Consider the following 23,651-nt stretch of genomic DNA (forward strand, 5'->3'; position numbering starts at 1 on the left):
AAGGCTCCAGTCCGTCGTGGTCGACGATCCTGTTCATCGTTCGCAAGGGCAATCCGAAAGCGATCAAGGACTGGTCCGATCTGGTCAAGCCTGGCGTCAAGCTGGTGATCCCGAACCCGAAGACCTCGGGCAACGGCCGCTACAGCTATCTGGCCGCCTGGCAGTACGCCAAGACCCGCCCGGGCGGCAATGACGATGCGGCCAAAGCCTTCGTCGGCAAGCTGTTCGCCAACGTGCCGGTGCTCGACACCGGCGGCCGGGGTGCCACCACGACCTTCGCGCAGCGCGGCGTCGGCGATGTGCTGCTGACCTTCGAGAACGAGATCGCGCTGATCCGCGCGGAGTTCGCCAAGGACAGTTTCGAGGTCGTGGTGCCGTCGCTGACCGTGCGCGCCGACAATCCGGTTGCCGTGGTCGACAAGATCGCCGCCAAGCACGGCACTACCGAACTCGCTCGCGCCTATCTCGACTACCACTACAGCCCCGAAGCCCAGGCACTGTTCGCCGCCAACGGCGTGCGCCCGGCCGATGACAAAGTGCTGAAAGCCAACGCGGCCCGCTTTCCGGCCGTCAACGTATTCACCGTCGAACAAGGTTTCGGCAGCTGGGCACAGGCACAGTCCGTGCATTTCTCGGACGGCGGTCTGTTCGATCAGCTGTTCGCCAAGAAATAAGCCCACTCACCGATGACCGCCACCGCATTGCCCCGGCCACGCCGGACCCGGCGCACCATGCCCGGATTGACGCCGACGCTCGGCTTCACGCTGTTCTATCTCGGCTTGATCGTGCTGATCCCGCTGGCCGGCGTGTTCTTCAAGGCCTCGGGCCTGGGCTTTGCCGGGCTGTGGAAAGTCATCACCTCCGAACGCGTGCTCGCAGCGCTCAGCTTGAGCTTCGGTGCCGCCGCGATTGCCGCCGTGCTGAATGCGGTGTTCGGCACCATCGTCGCCTGGGTGTTCGTTCGCTATGAGTTTCCGGGCAAGCGCCTGTTCGATGCCTTCATCGATCTGCCGTTCGCGCTGCCGACCGCCGTCGCCGGCATCGCGCTGACCGCGCTGTACTCGGAGAACGGCTGGATCGGCTCGGTACTGGCGCACGCCGGCATCAAGGTCGCGTACACGCCGCTCGGCATCATCGTGGCGATGACCTTCATCGGCCTGCCGTTCGTGGTGCGCACCGTCGAGCCGGTGTTGCGGGAAGTGGAACGCGATCTCGAAGAAGCAGCGGCAACGCTCGGTGCGCGGCGCTGGCAGACGGTGCTGCGAGTCATCGCGCCGGCCGTGTTTCCGTCGCTGGTCACCGGTTTCGCGCTGTCGTTCGCGCGCGCCGTCGGCGAATACGGCTCGGTGATCTTCATCGCCGGCAACTTCCCGATGGTCTCGGAAATCGCACCGCTGCTGATCATCATCAAGCTCGAGGAATTCGACTACAAGGGCGCAACCGCCGTCGCTGCGACGATGCTGGTGCTGTCGTTCCTGCTGTTGCTCACCATCAACTTGCTGCAGGCGTGGGTGAGACGACGTGTTTAGCGAGCACCGCTCGCTGCGGCGGCGAACGCCCAGTCAGGGATGGCTGGGCCGGCGGTCGTCGATCGCGCACCGTCGCGGCAGGGACGCCATGCCGCAGTCCACCAATCAGAGACTGGTTTCGGGAAGCAGGTCATGAATCACACCGTCAAGGACGCGGCGTTTCTTCCTTTTGAACCCTTAAAGCAAACCAACTCGGTCATCAACGAACCGCGGCTGGTGCGCTGGCTGCTGATTGCTGCGGCACTCGGTTTCCTGTCGCTGTTCCTGCTGCTGCCGCTGCTGTCGGTGTTCGTCGAAGCGCTGCGCAAAGGTGCAGGCGCCTACTTCGCAGCATTCGCCGATCCGGAAACGCTGGCCTCGATCAAGCTGACCTTCATCGCGGCCGCGATCGCCGTGCCGCTGAATCTGGTCTTCGGCCTGAGCGCTGCCTGGGCGATCACCAAGTTCGAGTTCCGCGGCAAGCAGTTGCTGATCACCATGATCGATCTGCCATTCTCGGTCTCGCCGGTGGTTGCCGGACTGATCTTCGTGCTGATCTTCGGCGCCCAAGGCTGGGCCCAGCCCTGGTTCGGCGATCACATCGGCAAGGTGCTGTTCTCGACACCGGGCATCGTGCTGGCCACGATCTTCGTGACCTTCCCGTTCATTGCCCGCGAACTGATTCCGCTGATGCAGGAACAAGGCACCGAGGACGAGCAAGCCGCGCTCAGCCTCGGCGCCACCGGCTGGCAGACCTTCACCCGGGTCACCCTGCCGAACATTAAGTGGGCGCTGCTCTACGGCGTGCTGCTCTGCAATGCTCGCGCGATGGGCGAGTTCGGCGCGGTCAGCGTGGTGTCCGGCCACATTCGCGGGCTGACCAACACGATGCCGCTGCACATCGAGATTCTCTACAACGAATACCAGTTCGTTTCCGCGTTCGCGGTCGCGTCCCTGCTCGCGCTGCTGGCGATGGTGACCCTGGCGGTGAAGTCCTTCCTCGAATGGCGCTACGCCGACCAGCTCGCGGCAACGCGCCGACACTGAGAAGCAGTGGCTAGTGGTCAGTGGCTGGTGACTAGTAGAAGCACCAGCCACCACCACAAGCCATGCCGTTACTGACCACTAACCACTAGCCACTGAACACTGCTTCCCATGGATATCCAGATTCGCGGCGTGCAGAAACACTACGGCAGCTTCCACGCGCTGCGCGGCATCGATCTCGACATCGCCTCCGGCGAACTGCTGGCGCTGCTCGGCCCCAGCGGCTCGGGCAAGACCACCCTGCTGCGCGCGATCGCCGGCCTGGAGCCGCTCGACGGCGGCCAGGTGAAGTTCGGCGACATCGATGCAACGGGCTTGTCGGTGCAGGAGCGCAAAGTCGGCTTCGTGTTCCAGCAGTACGCGCTGTTCAAGCACATGACGGTGTTCGACAACATCGCCTTCGGCCTCAACGTGCGGCCGAAGAAGGAACGCCCGGATACCGTGACGATCAACAAGCGGGTGCGCGAGCTGCTGGAACTGGTGCAGCTCGGCGGTCTTGAGAAGCGCTATCCGGCCCAGTTGTCCGGTGGCCAGAAACAGCGCGTGGCACTGGCCCGCGCGCTGGCCATCGAACCGCGCGTGCTGCTGCTCGACGAGCCGTTCGGCGCGCTCGACGCCAAGGTGCGCAAGGATCTGCGCCGCTGGCTGCGCAGCCTGCACCGCGAAACCGGCTACACGACGATCTTCGTCACCCACGATCAGGAAGAAGCCCTGGAACTCGCCGATCGCGTGGTGGTGATGAACCGTGGCGTCATCGAACAGGTTGGCACCACCGACGAAGTCTGGGATGCGCCGAGCACGCCCTTCGTCTACGACTTCCTCGGCACGCCGAACGTGTTGCCGGCGAGAGTCGAACGCGGCGCCTTGCTGCTCAACGGCGCGACCGCCACCTTGGCGACGGCGGGCGCGGCGCCGGAAGGTCCGGTCAACGTCTACACCCGGCCGAACGAGCTGCGCGTGGTCGGTGATGACGATGCGTCTGCACTCACCGGCAAGATCGTCGAGACCCAGCGCACCGGCCTGCTGTTGCGCCTCGGCGTGAAGCTGCTGAGCAGCGGCGATGTCATCGAAATCGAACTGCCGCATCCCGACCCCGACGTGCAGCGCTGGCAGATCGGCGATGGCATCCGCGTCCGGCCGTCACGCTACAGCCTGTTCCCGCGCGCAGTGGCAACGGCGGCCGACGAATCCGGCTACGACCCGACCTTGACCGTGACCGAACATCGCGAACGCAGCCGGACCTGAGGTAGGGCGGGCCGCGCCCGCCTTGCCCTCGGATTTGCGCAGCGTCGGCGGCCGTGGGCCGCCCTACGGTTCAGACTTCCGGCCGCATCGCCGGGAACAGTAGAACGTCGCGAATCGACGGCGAATCAGTCAGGAACATCACCAGACGATCGATGCCGATGCCGACGCCCGCGGTGGGCGGCAGGCCGTATTCGAGCGCGCGGATGTAGTCGGCGTCGTAATGCATGGCTTCGTCGTCGCCAGCATCCTTGGCTTCGACCTGCTTCAGGAAGCGCTCCTTCTGATCGTCCGGATCGTTCAGCTCCGAGAAGCCGTTGGCGACTTCGCGGCCGCCGACGAAGAACTCGAAGCGGTCAGTGACGTCCGGGTTGGCATCGGAACGGCGCGCCAGCGGCGAGACTTCAGTCGGGTACTCGATGATGAAGGTCGGCTGCACGAGCTTGGCTTCGACGGTCTTCTCGAAGATCTCGGTCAGCAGCTTGCCCGGACCCATGTCCGGCTTGACCGGAATGTGCAACGCCTTCGCCGCAGCCGCCAGATAGTCGCGATCGAACAGCCGGCTGGCATCGAGATTCGGGTTCTCGGCGGCCACTGCGTCCTTCATCGAAATGCGCGTGAACGGCTGCGCCAGATCGAAATCGACGCCCTGATAAGTCAGCTTGGTGCTGCCGAGCGTGGCCTGCGCAGCATTGCGGATCAGCGCTTCGACGAGGTCCATCGCATCGAGGTAATCGGCGTAGGCCTGATAGAACTCGAGCATCGTGAACTCGGGGTTGTGGCGCGTGCTCAGCCCCTCGTTGCGGAAGTTGCGGTTGATCTCGTAGACCCGCTCGAAGCCGCCGACGACCAGACGCTTCAGGTACAGCTCCGGCGCGATGCGCAGGAACAGGTCGCGATCGAGCGCGTTGTGATGGGTCACGAACGGCTTGGCGGTGGCGCCGCCGGCGATCGGCTGCAGCATCGGCGTCTCGACTTCGACGAAGCCGAGGCCATCGAGATGGCTGCGGATCGAACGCACGGTGCCGGCGCGGATCTGGAAGGTGCGGCGCACGTCCGGATTGACGATCAGATCGACATAGCGCTGGCGATAGCGGATTTCGGTATCGGTGAGACCGGCCCACTTCTCGGGCAGCGGCCGTACGGTCTTGACCAGCAGTTCGATCGCATCGGCCTTGACCGACAACTCGCCGGTCTTGGTGCGGAACATGGTGCCGCTGACGCCGATGATGTCGCCGACATCCCAGGTCTTGAACTCGGCGTAGCGCTCGAGGCCGACGGCTTCGTTCTGCACGAAGGCCTGGATGCGGCCGCTCATGTCCTGGATCTGCGCAAAGCTGGCCTTGCCCATCACCCGCTTGGCAATCAGGCGGCCGGCGAGCTTGTGGCGATTGCCGAAGGCTTCGACGTCCAGCGCTTCGCCTTCGAGCGCGCCGTAGCGCGCGTGCAATGCCTCGGCCAGCGCATCACGACGGAAGTCGTTCGGGAACGCCTGGCCGGCCGCGCGCAGCTTGTCGAGCTTCTCGCGCCTGGTCGCAATGATGTGGTTCTCGTCCTGCGGCTTCTGGTCGTCGGTCATGGCATCACGTCTGGAAAGCGGGCCTCACGCAAAGACGCAAAGCCGCAAAGGAACAACACATCATCGAAACGCAGATGACGGTCTTGATCTTGGCGTCTTTGCGCCTTGGCGTGAGCGGCTTTTCGGCCGACGCCATTTACAGCCCCGACTTCAGGCTCGCTTCGATGTACGGATCGAGATAGCCATCGAGCACCTTCTGGGTATCGGCGATTTCCACACCGGTGCGCAGATCCTTGATCCGCGACTGATCGAGCACGTACGAGCGGATCTGGTGACCCCATTCGATGTCGCTCTTGGAGTCCTCGATCTTCTGCTTCGCGACGTTGCGCTTCTGAAGTTCCTGCTCGTACATCCGCGAACGCAGCATCTTCATCGCGGCATCGCGATTCTTGTGCTGGCTGCGCTGGGTCTGGCAGGCGACGACGATGCCGGTGGGCACGTGGGTGATGCGGATCGCCGATTCGGTCTTGTTGACGTGCTGGCCGCCGGCACCCGAAGAACGGAAGGTATCGACCTTCAAGTCCGCCGGGTTGATGTCGATCTCGATCTTGTCGTCGATCTCGGGTGAGACGTAGACGCCGGCGAAGCTGGTGTGGCGGCGGTTGCCGGAATCGAACGGCGACTTGCGCACCAGGCGATGCACGCCGGTTTCGGTGCGCAGCCAGCCGTAGGCGTAGTCACCCTCGATCTGCAGCGCGGCGGACTTGATGCCGGCAACATCGCCATCGCTCAGTTCCAGCAGTTCGACCTTGAAGCCCTTGCCTTCCGCCCAGCGCGTGTACATGCGCAGCAGCATCGAGGCCCAGTCCTGCGCTTCGGTGCCACCGGCGCCGGCCTGGATGTCGAGGAAGCAATTGTTGGCGTCGGCTTCGCCAGCGAACATGCGCTTGAATTCCATGTCCTCGGCGGTCGCGCGGTAACCGTCGACTTCACGGGCAATGGCGGCGACCGAAGCCTCGTCGCCTTCCTCGGCTGCCATCTCCAGCAGCTCGGCGGCATCGATGAGCGCGGTGCGGACCTTGGTCAGCGGCTGGACGATGTTCTCGAGCATGGCCCGCTCGCGGCCCAGGGTCTGAGCGCGCTCGGGCTTGTCCCAGACGTCATTTTGTTCGAGTTCCTTGACGACTTCGTCTAAGCGCTCGCACTTGACATCGTAGTCAAAGATAGCCCCGGAGCGCGTCGAAACGCACTCGCAGGGCCGTAATCTCACTCTTGATCGGGTTGATTTCCACGCTATGGGCCACGGTTCGGGGATGCTCGACGGGCGCGCAGTATAGTCGGCGACGTACAAGGGTTGAACCTCACCTGCGCCCTATAGTTGTCGCTGCTGTCTGGCGCATGATAAAAACTCGTTCGTACGGCTACTTTCTCAACAGCCGTGGCTCGCACCACCACTAATAAAGCGCAGGGGAGAACGATGATCAATTTTCGCATCCGTCCAAACGGCTTGCTCGTGCTCGCCCTCTGGTCGGGCGTGACAACGGCAGTCCACGCAGACGACACGGACCGCCGTTTCTACGTATCGCCGATGGGCAACTACACGATCGGCGACAGCGATCGGAGCAAGGATGATGGCGTCGGCGGCAGCATTTCCGTCGGCAAGCGCCTGACCAGCAACCTTGACCTCGAAGTCTTCGGTCACTTCACCAACTATCCGAACGGCTCGTCCGGCAAGGACGCAAAGCTGTTCGGTGCCGGTGCTGGCGCCAATATCTTCCCGTTCCCGACCCATCCGCTGCTCGACGGCGCCTATGTCCGCCTCGCCGCGTCGCGCGGCCAGGGCAAGGACGTGCCGGGTCTGGTCAAGGACTACACGTCGACGATCTTCGACGCCGGCCTCGGCTACCTGTTCACGCTGAGCAATGCTCCGCTGGGTCCGTTCGCGCCGGGTATCGCACTGCGCGTCGAAGCGCTGTATCGCCATGACGCCCACGGCCGCAGCGACGTCGGCATCAGCCCGTCGCGCGACCAGTACTTCCAGGACATCGCGATCAACGTCGGCCTGCGCATTCCGCTCGGCGGCCGCGGCTCAGCTCCGGCCGTCGAAGCGCCGAAGGAAGAAGTCGCGATCGTGCCGGTCGAAGAAGCGGCAGCTCCGCCACCGCCACCACCGCCGCCGCCGTGCGAACCGCCGGTTCCTGGCCAGCCGATCAACCTCGACGGTTGCAAGGAAGGCGACACCCTGGTGCTGCGCGGCGTCAACTTCGAGTTCGACAAGGCGAAGCTGACCGTCAACGCCAAGGCGCTGCTTGATCCGGTGGCCGATGCGCTGATCGCCCGTCCGGACATCAAGGTCGAGATCGATGGCCATACCGACTCGAAGGGCAGCGACGCGTACAACCTGAAGCTGTCCGATGCGCGTGCCGCCTCCGTCGTCGCCTATCTGGTCGGCCGTGGCGTCGCCGCGGATCGCATGACCAGCAAGGGCTTCGGCGAATCGATGCCGGTGGCCGACAACGCCACCGACGAAGGTCGCGAGTTCAACCGTCGCGTCGAGCTGAAGATCACCGAAGCCAGCGGTGGCGGCGGTGTCACCGTCGCTCCGGTGGACGGTTCGTCGGAAGCCGCACCTGCTGAAGCAGCCCCGGCCGAGGCAGCACCTGCCGAAGCCGCTCCGGCGGAAGCGGCCCCTGCTGAAGCCGCGCCGGTTGAAGAAGCACCAGCTGCCGAAGCTGCCCCGGCGGAAGCTGCGCCTGCAGAAGAGGCGCCGGCTGAATCGGCGCCTGCCGAAGCCGCTCCGGCCGAAGAAGCGCCAGCTGAAGCTGCACCTGCTGAAGAAGCCCCGGCCGAAACGCCGCCGGGCTGATGCTTGAAGGATCATCCGGCCTGCGAAGGCCGGCTGATCAGGTTCGAAAAACCCCGCATCGGGAAACCGCTGCGGGGTTTTTTATGGCCGAAGGATCGACGCGGCCGTCTCAGCTGGCCCGACGGCCGATCACGCGGATCGCCGGCAAGGTGCCGAGATCGGCCACCGTGCGCGGCAGCTCGACACTCTGCTGCGCGTAGATGCGCTCGGCGTCGGTGCCGCTGCGGATCAGGGCCACGGCGAAGCTCATGTGCAGTGCCAGCGCAGCCATGATGGCGGCGGTCGTCTGCAGGCCACGGCCTTCTTCGCGGGCGGCAAGACGGCGGCTCGCGTACGAAACCGGCTGGGCGGTGATGGTGGTGGTGATCGAATTCATGGTCGTCCTCGCGTGCGTCATTGGAGTGGTGCCGGATCGGCGTGCTTTGCGCCGTTATCGTTTCGGCACCTCTGAGATGCAGCGAGATCGCCATCTGGATTAAAGCGATTGCAAAAAATTTTCCATGCCGACAAGCACTTGTAGCGTGGAACCTGTCCGCGGACAGAGTCGGACGGGTCCGGACACCAGCGGTCACTCGCGCGGAAGAGCCGTCGTCCGGGCGTCGCGGATGCGTCCGTTATACTTCGCGCCTCCCAGATCCAAGCCCGGAATGACCCAAGTACCGCCCTCCAAGGTCTTCATCAAGACGTTCGGCTGCCAGATGAACGAGTACGACTCGTCAAAAATGGTGGACGTGCTGAAGGCCGCGCGTGGCTACGAGCGGACGATGGATATCGACGATGCCGACCTGGTGCTGCTGAACACCTGTTCGGTGCGCGAGAAGGCATCGGAAAAAGTGTTCTCCGATCTCGGCCGTCTGAAGGCCTGGAAGGCCGCGAAGCCCGGCCGTCTGGTCGGCGTCGGTGGCTGTGTCGCCAGCCAGGAAGGTGATGCGATCGCCAAGCGGGCGACGGCCGTCGATCTGGTGTTCGGCCCGCAGACTCTGCACCGCCTGCCGGAGCTGATCGACCAGACTCGCGCCACCCAGCGGCCGGCGGTCGATGTGCGCTTTCCGGAAATCGAGAAATTCGATCGCCTGCCGGAACCACGCGCCGAAGGCCCGACCGCATTCGTGTCGATCATGGAAGGCTGCTCGAAGTACTGCACCTTCTGCATCGTGCCGTACACGCGCGGCGAGGAAATCTCCCGGCCGCTCGATGACGTGCTCGCCGAAGTCGATTCGCTGCTCGGCCAGGGCGTGCGCGAGATCACCCTGCTCGGCCAGAACGTCAACGCCTACAACGGCGTCATGGCCGATGGCTCGCACTGCGATCTGGCGCTGCTGCTGCACATCCTGGCTCGCTTCGACGGTCTGGGACGAGTGCGCTACACCACCTCGCATCCGGCCCATTTCAATGATGCGCTGATCGATGCCTTCGCCTCGATTCCGAAACTCGACAACCAGTTGCACCTGCCGGTGCAGAGCGGTTCCGACCGCATCCTGGCGATGATGAAGCGTGGCTACACGCAGGCCGACTACCTGCGCAAGATCTTCAGGCTGCGCAAGCTTCGGCCGGACATCAGCCTGTCGACCGATCTGATCGTCGGCTTCCCCTCCGAGACCGACGAAGACTTCGAGCAGACCATGGCGCTGATCGAAGCCGCGCGCTTCGATGCCGCCTACTCGTTCATCTACTCGCCTCGCCCGGGCACACCGGCCGCGAACCTGCGCGATGGGGTGCCACTGGATGTGAAGCAGGCGCGCCTCGAACGGGTGCAGGCCCGGATCCGCGAGTTCGGTGAACAATTTGCCGCGCGCCTGGTTGGAACCGTGCAGTCGGTGCTGGTCACCGGGCCGTCACGCAAGGGTGGTAGCCAGTTGACCGGCAAGACGCCTTGCAACCGTTCGATCAATTTCGATGGCCCGGCTCACGATGTCGCCCGTCTCGTCGGCCAGTTCGTCGACGTGCAGGTGACCGCCAGCATGGCCAATTCCCTGCGCGGCGAAATCGTCACCGCCGACGCTGTTTCCTGACCCCGCGAAACTATTGAATACCTCTGACCCCGTTGCGATCTCCCGGCGTGATTTTTCGCTGGAGCCGGACGACGCCCCGCGCATCGCCAATCTGAATGGCAGCTTCGACGCCCATCTGCGTTCGCTGGAAGTCGGCTTCGGCATCGAAATCCGCAACCGCGGCAATCGCTATGTGGTGATCGGCCCGGCTGACGAGGCCGAAGCCGGAGAAAGCGCGATCCGTTCGCTGTTCGATCAAACCGAGTACGGCGCGATCGACGGCGAGAACGTGCACATGGCGCTGCACGAGTTCGCGCCGCGCTCGAAGCTCGCCGCGATTCCCGGCGCCCGCAACGGCGACGACGTGGTGATCCGCACCAAGCGCGGCGTCGTGCGCGGCCGTTCACCGCTGCAGAAGGCCTATCTCGACGATATCGCCAACAACGTGCTCAGCTTCGGCATCGGCCCGGCCGGTACCGGCAAGACCTACCTCGCCGTGGCCAGCGCCGTCGAAGCGCTGGAGCGGGATCGCGTGCGCAAGCTGGTGCTGGTACGGCCGGCAGTCGAGGCCGGCGAAAAGCTCGGCTTCCTGCCCGGTGACATGGCGCAGAAGATCGATCCCTATCTCCGGCCGCTGTACGACGCGCTGTACGAAATGCTCGGCTTCGAGAAGGTCGCCCGGCTGATCGAGCGCAGCGTCATCGAGGTTGCGCCGCTGGCCTTCATGCGTGGCCGCACCTTGAACGAAGCCTTCGTGATTCTCGACGAAGCGCAGAACACCACGGTCGAGCAGATGAAGATGTTCCTGACTCGCATCGGCTTCGGTTCGGTGGCCGTGGTCACCGGCGATGTCACCCAGATCGATCTGCCGAAGCACGTTCCCAGTGGCCTCATGCACGCGATGAACGTGCTCAGAGGCGTGCCGGAAATCGGCTTCACGCAATTCGGCTCCAACGATGTCGTCCGTCATCCGCTGGTGCAGACCATCGTCCGTGCCTACGAGGCTTACGAGGCCAGCGAGCGGGCCGCGAAAGATTTCCGATGAGTGTCAGCCACAACATCACCATCCAGCGCCGGGTACCGCCAGCGGGGGTGCCGGCACCGGCCGCGCTGCGCGAATGGGCGCTGGCGGCCCTCGGCCACACCCATGGCGAACTGACGATCCGCATCGTCGACGAAGCCGAAAGTGCCGCGCTGAACAGCCGCTATCGTGGCAAGGACTACCCGACCAACGTGTTGTCGTTCCCGTACGACTCGGAAGGCTTCGAGGAAACCGACGACGGCCCGCCGCTGGGCGATCTGGCCATCTGCGCGCCGGTGGTGATGCGCGAGGCCGACGAGCAGGGCAAGGAAGCGCGCGCCCATTGGGCGCACATGGTGGTGCACGGCGTGCTCCATCTGCTCGGCCGTGACCACCTCGAAGACGGCGAAGCGGAAGAGATGGAGTCCGAAGAGCGGGCGATTCTGGCCGGGCTCGGCTTCCCCGACCCTTATTGACGACTAGTCGACAAGCCACGGAAGCGCAAAGCGATTGCGCTAGACTGGTCAAAATTCGATCGAAACCTGTAGCGCCTCACGGAGAGGGCTAGCGGGTCAAGGCTGCGCGCGCACTGACTCGCTGCGCACGGCATGGTTCTTGGTACTTTTTTCCTGGTTATGAACGACGGCCCCAGTAGCTCCTACTCTGAACGCGAATCCGAAGCCAGCCCTTCCAGCTGGTGGCGGCGCCTGACCCAGCGCCTCGCTGGCGGCCCGCGGACCCGCGAAGACCTCAACGATCTGCTTGACGGCGCCCACGAATCCGGCCTCGTCGATTCCGATGCCGCCTCGATGATCCGCGGCGTCTTCGAAACCAGCCAGCTGCAGGTACGCGACATCATGGTGCCGCGCGCGCAGATGGTGATCGTCGAACGCGACTGGCCACTCGATCAGCTGATGCGCGAAGTCGTCGAAGCCGGCCACTCGCGCTATCCGGTGATCGGCGATTCCCGCGACGAGATCGCCGGCATTCTGCTGGCCAAGGATCTGCTGCGCTTCACCTCGGCCGACAGCGAACACTTCGACCTCGCCCGCTGGCTGCGACCGGCGGTGTTCGTGCCGGAGTCCAAGCGAGTCAACGTGCTGCTCAAGGACTTCCGCAAGAGTCGCAACCACATGGCGCTGGTCGCCGATGAATACGGTGGCGTCGCCGGCCTGGTCACCATCGAGGACGTGCTCGAACAGATCGTCGGCGAGATCGACGATGAGCACGACGAATCGGAAAGCGCGCAGATCCTCAAGCAGGACGATCGCCGCTTCCTGGTCCAGGGCCTGACGCCGATCGCCGAGTTCAACGAATACTTCGGCGCCGATTTCTCCGATGAGGATTTCGACACCGTCGCCGGGCTGGTCATGCACGAGATCGGCCACATGCCGCGCCGTGGCGAAAGCGTGCAGATCGACCGCTTCCAGTTCATCGTCCAGCGCGCCGACAGCCGCAGGGTTCACCTGCTGCAGGTGACGCTGTCGCAGACCTGAGGTCGGCCGATTCCGCGATGCCCAAGCTTCTTTCGGGTCTGCGCATGAAGCTCGCGGCCGCGCTGCTGATCTTGCTGAGCCTGGTTGCGCCACGCCTGCTCGCCGCGCCCTTCGTGCCCAGCGGCCAGCCGACGGAAAACCTGACGGCCAGCATCGTCACCTTCCAGCCGGGCTCGCTGTACTGGCAGCGCTTCGGCCACAACGCGCTGCTGATCCGCGACACCCAAAGCGGCCGGGCGATCAGCTTCAACTACGGCATCTTCGATTTCGCGGCGCCGAACTTCTTCCTGAATTTCGCGCGTGGGCACATGACTTATCGCGTGGTGCCGAATTATCTCGAACGCGACCTGCTGAATTACCAGGCCGAAGGCCGCTGGGCGCTGGAACAACGCCTGAACCTCGACGCTCGCCAGATCGGCCTGCTGCGCGACTACCTCGAATGGAACGTGCAGCCGGAGAACGCTGAGTACGGCTACGACTACTTCATCTCCAACTGCTCGACGCGGGTGCGAGACGCGCTCGACTACGCGATGGCCGGCGGCCTGAAGCGGCAGCTGGTCGGCCACGCCACCACCGCAACCTGGCGCAGCGAAGCGACCAAGCTGATCTCGCCTGATGCGCTGCTGATGGTGGTCATGGATCTGGCGCTGGGGCCGACTGCCGACCAGCCGATCGATCTCTGGCAGCAAAGCTTCGCGCCGCTGGTGCTGATGCAGGCGCTGCGCGGCGCCACCGTCACCGATGGCGCAGGCCGTGTGCTGCCGCTGGTGAGTCGCGAAGTACGGCTCTTGCCCGGCGGCCGCGCCAACGATCCACCGGACCACGCGCCGGATCTGCGCCTGCAGTTCCTGCTCGCCGGCCTGGCGCTGGCGGCGATCCTGCTCGGCCTCGCGAAGTTCCGGGGTGCTGCCACCGCGCGCTGGCTGCTGATGCCGATCGCCGTCGGCTTCTCGCTGCTCTGTGGCCTTGGCGGCGTGCTGCTGGCGCTGCTCTGGGGCGCGACCGAACACTGGGCCGGCTGGCGCAACGAAAGCCTGCTGCTGGTCAATCCGCTGAGCCTGTGGCTGGCCGGCTCGCTGCTGCTCTATCCGCGGCCGCGCTGGCGTCCGGCGCGTCTGACCCGGCGCATCGCCATGCTGCTGGTGGTCACCAGCAGCATCGCCGTGCTGCTGCGCTTTCTGCCCGGCGTTGCCCAGCAGAACCTGCATTGGGCCTTGCTGCTGCTGCCGGTGCATGCGGCGCTGGCCTGGATCTTCTGGCATGCCAAGCCGCCGCCAGATGAACTCTGACCGAACTCTGATGAGCTCTGAAACCGAAGCCACGTTGCCGGCCGTCAGCGTGATGCCGATCGACGAGCTGAACCCGAACGAGCGGGCGCTGGTCGGTGCCGCACTCGCGGCCACCGCCACCGCCTATGCGCCGTACTCGCGCTTCCACGTCGGCGCCACCCTGCTGTTCGCTGACGGCAGCCGGCACAGCGGTGCGAACTTCGAGAACGTCTCCTACGGTCTGAGCCTGTGCGCCGAAACGGTGGCGATCGCCAGTGCCAGCAGTGCCGGACGGCTGCATGAGATCGTCGCCATCGCGATCGCCGCCGTCGGCGAACTGGAAGCGGCAGTCACCGGCGAGTTCATCGCCCCCTGCGGCCGCTGCCGTCAGGTACTCGCCGAAGCGGTGACGATCTGCGGTCACGACATCGAAGTGCTGATGCTCAGCCGCGATGGCCAGCGCGTGCGCAAGACCACCGCCCGCGCGCTGCTGCCGCTGGCCTTCGGGCTTTAGCTTCGGAGCAGAACGAACGTCACCGAGGCAAGGCGGTCTGAAGCTCAGCCCCTTTCCCCTTGCCGGAGCGTTCCCTGATGAATCGCCTGCTGCGTCTCACTAGCTCGCTGTGCGCAGCAACGCTTGCTGCCTGCGCTTCGACCTCGCATCTGCCGCCAATCGAACGCGCCGCCAAGGTCGATCTGCCGCGCTTCATGGGCGATTGGTACGTGATCGCCTACGTGCCGACCTTCATCGACAAGGACGGCTACAACCAGATCGAGAACTACCAGCTCAACGATGACGGCAGCATCGCCACCACCTTCACCTTCCGCGACGGCGGCTATGACGGCAAGCCGAAGAAGTACACGCCGAAGGGCTTCGTCGTTGAAGGAACCAACAACGCCGAATGGGGCATGCAGTTCGTCTGGCCGATCAAGGGCGAGTATCTGATCACCGAACTGGCGGACGACTATTCCAGCGTCATCGTTGCTCGCAGCAAGCGCGATCTGGTCTGGCTGCTGGCCCGCAAGCCGGAGATGAGCCAGACCGAGTACGACCGCCATCTCGCCAGGATCGCGGCGATGGGCTACGACCTGAACGAGGTCAAACGGGTGCCGCAGCGCTGGTGATCGAAACGATCAGCGCCGCGTGTCGAGAATCTCGGCACGGGGATCGCGCGGTATTCGCGGTGGCGGACGTGTCGGCCGCGTGCCCTCGCCGGGCAGCGGTGCCACCACGGGCGGGCGCGGACTGATGACCGGAGGCCGTGGCCTTATCGGCCTGAACGGCACAAAGACCGGATAGATACGCTCGGACGACCAGCCCTGATCGCGGCAACGCTGATCGGCTTCGACGACATAGGGATCGTCGCAGACGCCATCTCGTTCTTGAGGCGCTGGCGCCGCAGCAGCCTCGGCGCGCAGTCGCTCGGCAGCGGCAGTATCGGCAGCTGCCTGCTCGCGCCGATCATGACCGGCCTGGTCCAGATAGCGGCGATAACGTTCGGCGACGACCGCCGCTTCCTCGGCCGGCGGTGGTGCCGAAGGCAGGCGGACGCCTGCGCTACCGTCACGCGCTTCGCGAGTGCCGGCAGCCTGGTTACAGGGCCTGTCCTGGAAGATCGGCGTGCCGTTCAAAGCCTGGCAACGATAGATGTCATCGCCAGCCCAAGCAGGCCGCAGCACGCCGGTCAGCGCCAGCAACAGCAGCGTCGAAATGGACAGGATCGGCCGGGCATTCATGTCTCTTTCGACCCGTGCCTGGTCGCGACGTTCAAGCCCGGTCGCCGCGCATCGCCCGCACCTTCTCTTCCAGCGTCGTCGCGGTCGCCTGCTCGGGCGCGATCGGTGCCGCGGCCAGCAGTTCGATCTCGGCGCGGAAGCGGCGCGGTAGACGGGCCCGACGTAGCTGTGAATCGATGCGCGACCACATGCTGCCCCACAGGCCGCGCACCGCCAGCGGCACCACCGGCACCGGGTTCGCGGCCAGGATCTTTTCGATGCCTGACTTGAACGGCTGGATGCTGCCATCCGGCGTCAGACGGCCTTCCGGAAACAGGCCGATGATCTCGCCGTTCTTCAGCGCCTGATCGATCTCGGCATAGGCGCGTTCGAGCATCGCCGGGTCTTCTTTGGCCGGTGCAATCGGAATCGCCCGCGCGGTGCGGAACAGGAAGTTCATGCCGGGGATTCTGAAGATCCGGTGATCCATGACGAAGCGCAGCGGCCGGCGCACGCTGCCGCCGACGATCAGCGCATCGACGAAGCTGACGTGATTGCAGATGACGATCGCCGGCCCTTCCTCGGGAATGTTTCCGAGGCCGGAGACCCGGATGCGGTACAGCACGCGGATCATCATCCAGGCGATGAAGCGCATCAGGAATTCCGGCACCAGGCCGTAGATGAACACCGCAACACCGGCATTGAGGATCGCGGCGGCGAGGAACAGTTGCGGGATGTTCAAGCCGAGTTTCAGCAGCGCGATCGCCAGCATCGCCGAGGCGACCATGAACGCGGCGTTGAGAATGTTGTTGCCGGCGATGATCCGCGAGCGATGGCTGGCGGCCGAACGGGTCTGGATCAGGGCGTACAGCGGCACGATGAACAGGCCGCCGGCAACACCGATCAGCATCAGATCGGCCAGCACGCGGATGCTGCCGGCCTGAGCCAGCCAGGCTGCCGCACCGAGACCCGTGGTCACGGCTTCACCCGGTGCTGCGAAGTACAGATCGATACCAAACAAGCTCAGGCCGATCGAACCGAGCGGCACCAGACCGATCTCGACTCGATGACCGGACAAGCGCTCGCAGAGCAGCGAACCGAGGCCGACGCCGAGCGAGAACACCGTCAGCAGCAAGGTCACCACCTGCTCGTTGCCGCCGAGGTTGAGCTTGGTCCAGTTCGGCAACTGGGCGAGGAAGGTGGCGCCGTAGAACCAGAACCAGGAGATGCCGAGCACCGACAGGAACACCGTGCGGTTGCTGCGCATGAAGGCGATGTTGCGCCAGGTTTCGCTGAACGCATTCCAGTTGATCTTCAGGTCTGGCGCAGCGGCGGGCGCCGGCGGAATCGCCCGTGCCGTGAGATAGCCGAGCACCGCGATGGCGACGATCACGACGCTGACACCGGGCACGCCGTAGCTGCGCGCGATCAGCCAGCCGCCGAGCATCGTCCCGAGCAGGATCGCCAGGAAGGTGGCCGCTTCCACCCAGGCGTTGCCGCTGATCAACTCGGCGGGATGCAAGGCCTGCGGCAGGATCGAATACTTCACCGGGCCGAACAGCGCCGACTGCGCGCCCATCAGGAACAGCACGCCGAGCAGGAACGGCACCTGGCCGAGATACAGGCCGACCACGGCGAGCCCCATGATGCCGATCTCGCCGAATTTGATGATCCGGATCAGCCGCGATTTCTCGTACTTCTCGGCCAGCTGGCCAGCCGTTGCCGAGAACAGGAAGAACGGCAGGATGAACAGGCCGGCGGCCAGGTTCACATAGAGGTTGATCTGGTCCTGACTCAAGCCGGCGATGCCGAAGCTGACCAGGATCACCAGCGCGTTCTTGAACACGTTGTCGTTGAACGCGCCGAGCGTCTGGGTCCAGAAGAACGGGCCGAAACGACGGGTGCCGAGGAGGTTTTCGCGAGGGGCGTCTTGCATGCGCAGTCTCATCGTTCAGATGCAGCAGCCTCGCATGAAGATCCGGGCTCGGCCATGTGCAAGCCGACCTGCGTGCGCTTCGAGGGCACGCCCGGTGCCATGGCGCCGCCATCGCCGCATCGCTATCGTGTCGGCCCAGATTGAGGAGAACCACCATGGATTTCGCCCCCAGCCCGCGTACGCAGGATTACCTTCGCCGCATCCGCGCCTTCATCAAGGACCGCGTGCTGCCGGTCGAGGCGCAGCATCTGCGCGAGATCGCCGAGCGCAAGGTCGGTGGCGACTGGACGCAGTGGACGGTCAGCCCGGAGTTCGAAGCGCTCAAGGCCGATGCCAAGGCGCAAGGCCTGTGGAACCTGTTCCTGCCGGACCAAGAACTGGGCGGTGGCCTCAGCCATGTCGAGTACGCAACGCTGGCCGAAGAGATGGGCAAGAGCCTACTGGCGCCGGAGGTGTTCAATTGCTCGGCGCCGGACACCGGCAACATGGAAGTGCTCTACAAATACGGCAGCGATGAGCAGAAGGAAACCTGGCTGAAGCCGCTGCTGGCCGGCGAAGTCCGCTCGGCGTTCTGCATGACCGAGCCCGATGTCGCCTCATCCGATGCCACCAACATGCGTGCCACGGCGATCGTCGAAGGCAACGAGGTGGTGCTCAACGGCCGCAAGTGGTGGTCGTCCGGCATCGGCCATCCGAACTGCAAGGTGGTGATCTTCATGGGTCTGTCGCAGCCGGATTCGGCGCGCCACAGCCAGCACTCGATGGTGCTGGTGCCGATGGACACGCCGGGCATCACCATCAAGCGGATGCTCCCCGTGTTCGGCGAGTACGACCCGCCGGCCGGTCATGGCGAAGTCTGGTTCGACAATGTGCGGCTGCCGGCCTCGGCGATCATCAAGGGCGTCGGCAAGGGCTTCGAAATCGCGCAAGGCCGGCTCGGCCCGGGCCGCATCCATCACTGCATGCGCTGCCTCGGTGCTGCCGAACGGGCGCTGCAGTTGATGATCGAGCGCGGGCTCGATCGGGTCGCCTTCGGCAAGCCGCTGATCAACCTCGGCGGCAACCGCGAGCGGATCGCCGATCTGCGCATCGCCATCGACCAGGCCCGCCTGCTGACCCTGTACGCCGCCTGGAAGATCGACAAGGTCGGCGCGCTCGCGGCACTGACGGAAATCTCGGCGATCAAGGTGGTCGCACCGAACGTGCTGCAGACCGTCGTCGACGCCGCGATCCAGATTCACGGTGGTGCCGGTGTCGCCTACAAAACCATTCTGCCGATGCTCTATGCGCAAGCGCGCGTGCTGCGCCTGGCGGACGGCCCGGACGAAGTCCATCGCGGCATGATCGCCAAGGTCGAACTGGCGAAGTACGGCAGCCGCCTGGCCAAGCTCAAGGAATCGCAGTCGTGACCCGCGTCTTCATCACCGGCGGCGCTTCCGGCCTCGGCCGCGCGCTGGCAGTAGCCTATGCGCGTGATGGCGCAAGGGTCTGCATCGGCGACATCAACGCCGCGCGCTGTGCCGAAACGCTGGTGGCGCTGACGGCGCTCGGCGCAACGGCACATGCCCTGCCCTGCGACGTCACCGACGAGGCCAGCCTGCAAGCCGCCGCCGACTGGCTGCAGACGAACTGGGGCGGCGTCGATCTGGTGTTCAACAATGCCGGCGTCGCCGACGCCGGCGGCATCGACGAAATGCCGATCGCCGACTGGCAGTGGATGATCGACATCAACCTGCTCGGCGTGGTGCGCGGCTGCAAGGTGTTCACGCCGATGCTGAAAGCGCAGAAGTCCGGGCATCTGATCAACATCGCGTCGATGGCCGGGCTGATCCATCCGCCGATGATGTCGGCCTACAACGCGACCAAGGCAGCAGTCGTGGCGCTCAGCGAAACCCTGCACGCCGAGCTGCATCCGCACGGCATCAAGCTCAGCGTGGTCTGCCCGGCGTTCTTCCGCACCAATCTCGCCGAGTCGGTCCGCACGGCGAATGCCGATATGGCGCGGCTGACCTCGAAGCTGATCAACAAGTCGCAGATCGGTGCCGACGAGATTGCAGCACTGGTCAAGGCCGGTGTCGCGAAAGGCGATTTCCACGTGCTGACCCACGCCAAGGAAAAGCGCATCTGGCTGTTCAAGCGCGCCGTGCCGTTCGCGATCTACGCGGCGGCGATGCGCCGGCAGATGGCGAAGATGATGGCCAAACGGGCGGCACGCTAACGGTGTGCCGAGGCAAGCTCAAGCGTCATTCCCGCGCGGGCGGGCATGACGGCAAGGACGAGCGCCGCGCTTGTCGGTTACCGGACTAAGCCCGCAGGCACTCGAATCGCATCCGTTCGCGGCCGTCGACCATCACCGTCCCGACGAACATCGCAAACGGCCGCAGCCACAGACCCGTCGCGTTGTAGAGCGGCCGATAAACCACGTGCGGCTCGAGCGTTTCGCTGTGCCGCGCCACACCGATCACTTCGTACTCGCCGCCCTTGTAATGGCGATAGAGGCCCGGGGGCAGGCTCGGCAGTGCTGGCAGGTTGTCGTTCATCGTCAGATCGCCGCGTTCGAGGTGGGCGCGATCGTAACTGCCGCGAGCCTCCGCTGGGATAGACGCAGGCGATTCGTTTTCCAATCGATATATAAAGCACCTAATATCGGCGCTCCGTCACCGCTCCGGTTTCGTCCATGCGCCTGCCCTTCGCGTTCATCGCCCTGTTCGTACTCAGCTTCAGTGTTCGCGCTGAAGAAGCCGTGCGCGTGTTCGCGGCTGCCAGCCTGAGCAGCGCGCTGAACGAGATCGGCAAGCAGTGGCAGCAGGCCGGACATCCGGCGCCGAGCCTGGCCTATGCAGCCTCGTCGGCGCTCGCCAAGCAGATCGAGGCCGGCGCGCCGGCTGATCTGTTCGCCTCGGCCGATCTCGGCTGGATGGACTACGTCGAGCAGAAGAACAAGCTGGCCCCCGGCACGCGGATCAGCCTGCTCGGCAACGCGCTGGTGCTGATTGCCCCGAAAGGCCGCGGCTTCAAGGTCGATATGCGCGCCGGTGGCGATCTGGCCAAGGCCTTCGAAGGCAAGCTGTGCACCGGCGAAACCAGCTCGGTGCCGGCCGGCATCTACGCCAGGCAGAGCCTGACCGCGCTCGGCTGGTGGGATGCGCTGCAGGGCCGCATCGTCGGTGCCGATGACGTGCGCACCGCACTCGCCTTCGTCGAACGCGGCGAATGCGCGGCCGGCATCGTCTACGCCACCGATGCCGCGATCAGCGACAAGGTGGAAGTGGTCGCCACGTTCCCGGCCGACAGCCACAAGCCGGTGATCTACCCATTCGCGCTGATCACCGACGGGCGACCGGAATCCGCCGCCTTTCTCGACTACCTGAAAACCTCGCCCGCAGCGGCCACCGTCTTCCAGCGCAATGGCTTCGTGCTGCTAGGCCCGCGATGACCCCGCAATGACTCTGACGCCGGACGAGTGGCAGGCGCTTCTGCTGTCCGCGAAGGTTGCCAGTTGCGCAACCCTGATCTGCCTGCCGGCCGGCATCGCGCTGGCCTGGCTGCTGGTCCGTCGCGACTTCCCCGGCAAGCTGCTGGTCGATGCGCTGGTGCAGTTGCCGATGGTGCTGCCGCCGGTGGTGCCCGGCTATCTGCTGTTGCTGCTGCTCGGCACCCAGGGGCCGGTCGGCGGCTGGCTGCAGGCGCAGTTCGGCATCGTCCTGGCCTTCACCTGGAAAGGCGCGGTGCTGGCCTCGGCGGTGATGGCGTTTCCGCTGATGGTGCAGCCGGTGCGGCTGGCGTTCCGGATGATCGATCGTCGCTTGGAACACGCCGCCAGCACGCTCGGCGCAACGCCCTGGCGCGTATTCCTGAGCGTCACCCTGCCGCTGGCGCTGCCCGGCATCATCGCCGGCGCGATGCTGTGCTTCTCGCGCAGCCTCGGCGAGTTCGGCGCGACCATGGCTTTCGTCGGCAACATCCCCGGCGAGACCCGCACCCTGCCGCTGGCGATCTACAGCTACACGCATCTGCCCGACGGTGAAGCAGCGGCACTGCGGCTGACCCTGCTGTCGATCGCGCTGGCCTTCGCGGCCTTGATCGCCAGCCACCTGATCACCCGCCGCACCGAGCGCCTGCTCGGCCAGCTCGAACCGCGAGGCCGCGATGCTGGCGCTTGATGTCGTGCTCTCGCGTGGCAACTTCACCTTGCACGCGAAAGCCACCATCGGACCTGGCGTCACCGGCATCTGCGGCCCGTCCGGCGCGGGCAAGAGCACCTTGCTGAGCCTGATCGCCGGCCTGCTGAAACCGCAGCGCGGCTCGCTGCATTTCGGCGATGACTGCCTGGTCGACGTCGACCGCGGGCGTTTCGTGCCGCCCTGGCAGCGCCACTTCGGCCTGGTGTTCCAGGATGGTCAGCTGTTCCCGCATCTGAGCGTGCGCGACAACCTACTCTACGGCTGGAAGCAGCTGGCACCGGAGGCGCGTCGATTCACCTTGGATCAGGTCGCCGCGCTGCTGGAGATCGACGGCCTGCTCGGTCGCCGGCCGCTGCAGCTATCCGGTGGCGAGCGTCAGCGGGTCGCGCTCGGCCGGGCGCTGCTGTATTCGCCACGCCTGTTGCTGCTCGATGAGCCGCTGTCGTCGCTGGACGAGCGCCTGAAACAGCAGATCCTGCCGTTCCTCAAGCGGATCAAGACCGAGACCGGCGTGCCGATGATCTATGTCAGCCATTCGCGCGCCGAGGTCGATTACCTCGCCGATCGGGTGCTGACCGTCGACGCCGGGCGGCTGTCCGAATAAAGCTACATGACCCCGGACGCGACTTCCGGCATCTGCTCCAGCGCGTCCTCGATGATCTCCAGCGAATGCCGGCATTCCTGCTGGCTGGAAATGCCGCCGAGGCAGACCCGCACCGCTTCCGGCGCCGGGCCGGTGACGGTGAAGGCATCGGACACCACCACGCCGACGCCGCTAGCACGCAGATGGGTGGCGAACTCGATGCGGTTCCACGGCGCCGGCACCCGCAGCCAGAGATGGAAAGCTTCGGGCTGCGACGAGTAGTCGGCGCGCTTCAGCACTTCGGTGGCGATCGCCTGTCGCGCCCGTGATTCTTCGCGGATCGCTTCGGTGGCGCGCTTGACGGTGCCATCGTTGATCCACTGCGTGGCCAGCATCGTGGTGATCGGCGAAGCCATCACGCTCGAAGTGCGCAGGCTCGACGACAGCCGCGCCGTGTAGCGCGTGTTCGGCGCTGCCAGATAGCCGACTCGCAGACCAGCGCCGACGCACTTGGCGAAACCGGTGACGTGGAACACCAGTTCCGGTGCCAGCACTGCGAGCGGCACCGGCGCGACGCTGGGCAGGAAACCGTAGGCATCGTCCTCGATGATCGGCACCGAGTAGCGGCGCGCGATCTCGACGATCGCTTCACGACGCGCCTGCGACATGGTCGCCGTGGTCGGGTTCAGGAAGGTGGGGTTGCAATACAGCGCTTTCGGCAGCAGCGAGGCGCAGGCGGCGCCGAAGGCTTCCGGGTCGATGCCCTCGTCATCGCTGGGCAGGCCCATCAAGCGAATGCCGAGCTGCGCCGCCAGGCCCTTCACGCCGGGATAGGTGATCGCTTCGCAGCAGATCGTTTCACCCGGCCGCGCCAGCACCGAGAACAGCGCCAGCAATGCCGACTGCACGCCGGGCACCACCAGCACGCGGTTCGGCTGCAGATCCGGAATCCGCTCGCCGAGCCAGCGCGCGCCGGCCTCGCGATCCGCCGGACCGCCGCCGAATTCCTGATAGCGCAGCAGCGCGTGCAGATCCGGCACGTCGCGCAGCGCGGCGAAACCGGCGCGCAGGCGCTGCTGGGTGATGCCGTCCTGCGGCTCCGGCGGCATGTTCATGGTCATGTCGATCAGACCGACCGCGGCCGGCGAGCGCACCACGGTCGGTGTCGGCGTCGCCGGCAGCACGAAGGTGCCGCGGCCGGCCTGGGAATCGATCAGCTTGTGGCGCTGCGCTTCGGCGTAACCGCGCGACACCGTGGTGAAGTTGAGATCGAGATG

General features: G+C 65.3%; 24 protein-coding genes. 17 read left to right on the forward strand and 7 right to left on the reverse strand.

Annotated features, from left to right (window positions below; translation table 11 throughout):
• The 4 genes from Q0D45_RS00710 to Q0D45_RS00725 all read left to right on the forward strand — a co-directional run.
• Positions 1-674: sulfate ABC transporter substrate-binding protein (locus tag Q0D45_RS00710; protein ID WP_293387266.1), on the forward strand; the 674-nt coding region annotated here is incomplete at its 5' end.
• A gap of 12 nt (positions 675-686) precedes the next feature.
• Positions 687-1,529, forward strand: a complete 843-nt coding sequence (cysT, locus tag Q0D45_RS00715; RefSeq protein WP_293387268.1) for a sulfate ABC transporter permease subunit CysT — start codon at positions 687-689, stop codon at positions 1,527-1,529.
• A gap of 132 nt (positions 1,530-1,661) precedes the next feature.
• Positions 1,662-2,555, forward strand: a complete 894-nt coding sequence (cysW, locus tag Q0D45_RS00720) for a sulfate ABC transporter permease subunit CysW (RefSeq protein ID WP_293387270.1) — start codon at positions 1,662-1,664, stop codon at positions 2,553-2,555.
• Positions 2,556-2,663: 108 nt separating this feature from the next.
• On the forward strand, positions 2,664-3,797 hold the full coding sequence (locus Q0D45_RS00725) for a sulfate/molybdate ABC transporter ATP-binding protein (protein WP_293387272.1): 1,134 nt from the start codon (positions 2,664-2,666) through the stop codon (positions 3,795-3,797).
• Positions 3,798-3,867: 70 nt separating this feature from the next.
• Here the strand turns inward: Q0D45_RS00725 and lysS are convergent, their stop codons facing one another.
• Positions 3,868-5,373 carry a lysine--tRNA ligase gene (gene lysS, locus Q0D45_RS00730; protein ID WP_293387274.1) on the reverse strand — a complete coding sequence of 502 codons (1,506 nt, stop codon included), beginning with the start codon at positions 5,371-5,373 and terminating at the stop codon, positions 3,868-3,870.
• 136 nt (positions 5,374-5,509) lie between these two features.
• A protein-coding gene (prfB, locus tag Q0D45_RS00735) for a peptide chain release factor 2 (protein ID WP_293387312.1) occupies positions 5,510-6,605 on the reverse strand; the annotation gives its coding sequence in 2 pieces (ribosomal slippage) (positions 5,510-6,532 and positions 6,534-6,605; 1,095 coding nt in all).
• A 185-nt stretch (positions 6,606-6,790) separates the two neighbouring features.
• Here prfB and Q0D45_RS00740 point away from each other — a divergent pair.
• Positions 6,791-8,179: an OmpA family protein gene (locus Q0D45_RS00740; RefSeq protein ID WP_293387276.1), complete on the forward strand. Its 1,389-nt coding sequence runs from the start codon at positions 6,791-6,793 to the stop codon at positions 8,177-8,179.
• 109 nt (positions 8,180-8,288) lie between these two features.
• Here Q0D45_RS00740 and Q0D45_RS00745 read toward each other — a convergent pair whose 3' ends face one another.
• A complete protein-coding gene (locus Q0D45_RS00745) occupies positions 8,289-8,555 on the reverse strand; it encodes a hypothetical protein (protein ID WP_293387278.1) in 267 nt (88 codons plus the stop codon).
• A 271-nt stretch (positions 8,556-8,826) separates the two neighbouring features.
• Here Q0D45_RS00745 and miaB point away from each other — a divergent pair, with 271 nt between their 5' ends.
• The 7 genes from miaB (at position 8,827) to Q0D45_RS00780 (ending at position 15,080) form a co-directional block, all read left to right on the forward strand.
• Entirely contained in the window at positions 8,827-10,191 is a 1,365-nt protein-coding gene (gene miaB / locus Q0D45_RS00750; protein WP_293387280.1) for a tRNA (N6-isopentenyl adenosine(37)-C2)-methylthiotransferase MiaB, read from the forward strand.
• 13 nt (positions 10,192-10,204) lie between these two features.
• Positions 10,205-11,215 (forward strand): PhoH family protein, encoded by a 1,011-nt coding sequence (locus Q0D45_RS00755; RefSeq protein WP_293387282.1) that lies wholly within the window; start codon positions 10,205-10,207, stop codon positions 11,213-11,215.
• Positions 11,212-11,667, forward strand: coding sequence for an rRNA maturation RNase YbeY (ybeY, locus tag Q0D45_RS00760; protein WP_293387284.1), 456 nt, complete (start codon positions 11,212-11,214; stop codon positions 11,665-11,667). The genes Q0D45_RS00755 and ybeY overlap by 4 nt, the downstream gene beginning before the upstream one ends.
• Positions 11,668-11,826: 159 nt before the next feature.
• Positions 11,827-12,687 (forward strand): transporter associated domain-containing protein, encoded by an 861-nt coding sequence (locus Q0D45_RS00765; protein WP_293387286.1) that lies wholly within the window; start codon positions 11,827-11,829, stop codon positions 12,685-12,687.
• Positions 12,688-12,704: 17 nt separating this feature from the next.
• Positions 12,705-13,976, forward strand: a complete 1,272-nt coding sequence (locus tag Q0D45_RS00770; protein WP_293387288.1) for a DUF4105 domain-containing protein — start codon at positions 12,705-12,707, stop codon at positions 13,974-13,976.
• Positions 13,977-13,986: 10 nt separating this feature from the next.
• Complete coding sequence (locus Q0D45_RS00775; RefSeq protein WP_293387290.1) at positions 13,987-14,469, forward strand: cytidine deaminase; 483 nt, start codon at positions 13,987-13,989, stop codon at positions 14,467-14,469.
• Positions 14,470-14,546: 77 nt separating this feature from the next.
• Complete coding sequence (locus tag Q0D45_RS00780; RefSeq protein ID WP_293387292.1) at positions 14,547-15,080, forward strand: lipocalin family protein; 534 nt, start codon at positions 14,547-14,549, stop codon at positions 15,078-15,080.
• 9 nt (positions 15,081-15,089) lie between these two features.
• On the opposite strand, the gene Q0D45_RS00785 is transcribed toward Q0D45_RS00780, so the two are convergent.
• Positions 15,090-15,692 carry a DUF4124 domain-containing protein gene (locus Q0D45_RS00785; protein ID WP_293387294.1) on the reverse strand — a complete coding sequence of 201 codons (603 nt, stop codon included), beginning with the start codon at positions 15,690-15,692 and terminating at the stop codon, positions 15,090-15,092.
• 31 nt (positions 15,693-15,723) lie between these two features.
• On the reverse strand, positions 15,724-17,607 hold the full coding sequence (locus Q0D45_RS00790; protein ID WP_293387296.1) for an MFS transporter: 1,884 nt from the start codon (positions 17,605-17,607) through the stop codon (positions 15,724-15,726).
• A 155-nt stretch (positions 17,608-17,762) separates the two neighbouring features.
• On the opposite strand from Q0D45_RS00790, the gene Q0D45_RS00795 reads away from it, so the two are divergent.
• A complete protein-coding gene (locus Q0D45_RS00795) occupies positions 17,763-19,016 on the forward strand; it encodes an acyl-CoA dehydrogenase family protein (protein WP_293387298.1) in 1,254 nt (417 codons plus the stop codon).
• A complete protein-coding gene (locus tag Q0D45_RS00800; RefSeq protein WP_293387300.1) occupies positions 19,013-19,825 on the forward strand; it encodes an SDR family oxidoreductase in 813 nt (270 codons plus the stop codon). Before Q0D45_RS00795 ends, Q0D45_RS00800 begins: the two co-directional genes overlap by 4 nt.
• 85 nt (positions 19,826-19,910) lie before the next feature.
• Here the strand turns inward: Q0D45_RS00800 and Q0D45_RS00805 are convergent, their stop codons facing one another.
• Positions 19,911-20,147: a DUF1653 domain-containing protein gene (locus Q0D45_RS00805; RefSeq protein WP_293387302.1), complete on the reverse strand. Its 237-nt coding sequence runs from the start codon at positions 20,145-20,147 to the stop codon at positions 19,911-19,913.
• A 137-nt stretch (positions 20,148-20,284) separates the two neighbouring features.
• On the opposite strand from Q0D45_RS00805, the gene modA reads away from it, so the two are divergent.
• The 3 genes from modA to Q0D45_RS00820 are packed head-to-tail and all read left to right on the forward strand — an operon-like array spanning position 20,285 to position 22,395.
• Positions 20,285-21,043 carry a molybdate ABC transporter substrate-binding protein gene (gene modA, locus Q0D45_RS00810; RefSeq protein ID WP_293387304.1) on the forward strand — a complete coding sequence of 253 codons (759 nt, stop codon included), beginning with the start codon at positions 20,285-20,287 and terminating at the stop codon, positions 21,041-21,043.
• Between the two features lie 7 nt (positions 21,044-21,050).
• Entirely contained in the window at positions 21,051-21,770 is a 720-nt protein-coding gene (gene modB / locus Q0D45_RS00815) for a molybdate ABC transporter permease subunit (RefSeq protein WP_293387306.1), read from the forward strand.
• Positions 21,757-22,395, forward strand: a complete 639-nt coding sequence (locus tag Q0D45_RS00820; protein WP_293387308.1) for an ATP-binding cassette domain-containing protein — start codon at positions 21,757-21,759, stop codon at positions 22,393-22,395. The genes modB and Q0D45_RS00820 overlap by 14 nt, the downstream gene beginning before the upstream one ends.
• Positions 22,396-22,397: 2 nt before the next feature.
• On the opposite strand, the gene Q0D45_RS00825 is transcribed toward Q0D45_RS00820, so the two are convergent.
• On the reverse strand, positions 22,398-23,651 hold a 1,254-nt coding region (locus tag Q0D45_RS00825; RefSeq protein WP_293387310.1), incomplete at its 5' end, for a PLP-dependent aminotransferase family protein.

This window comes from Nevskia sp. (assembly GCF_023266035.1).
Classification (GTDB): Bacteria; Pseudomonadota; Gammaproteobacteria; order Nevskiales; family Nevskiaceae; genus Nevskia.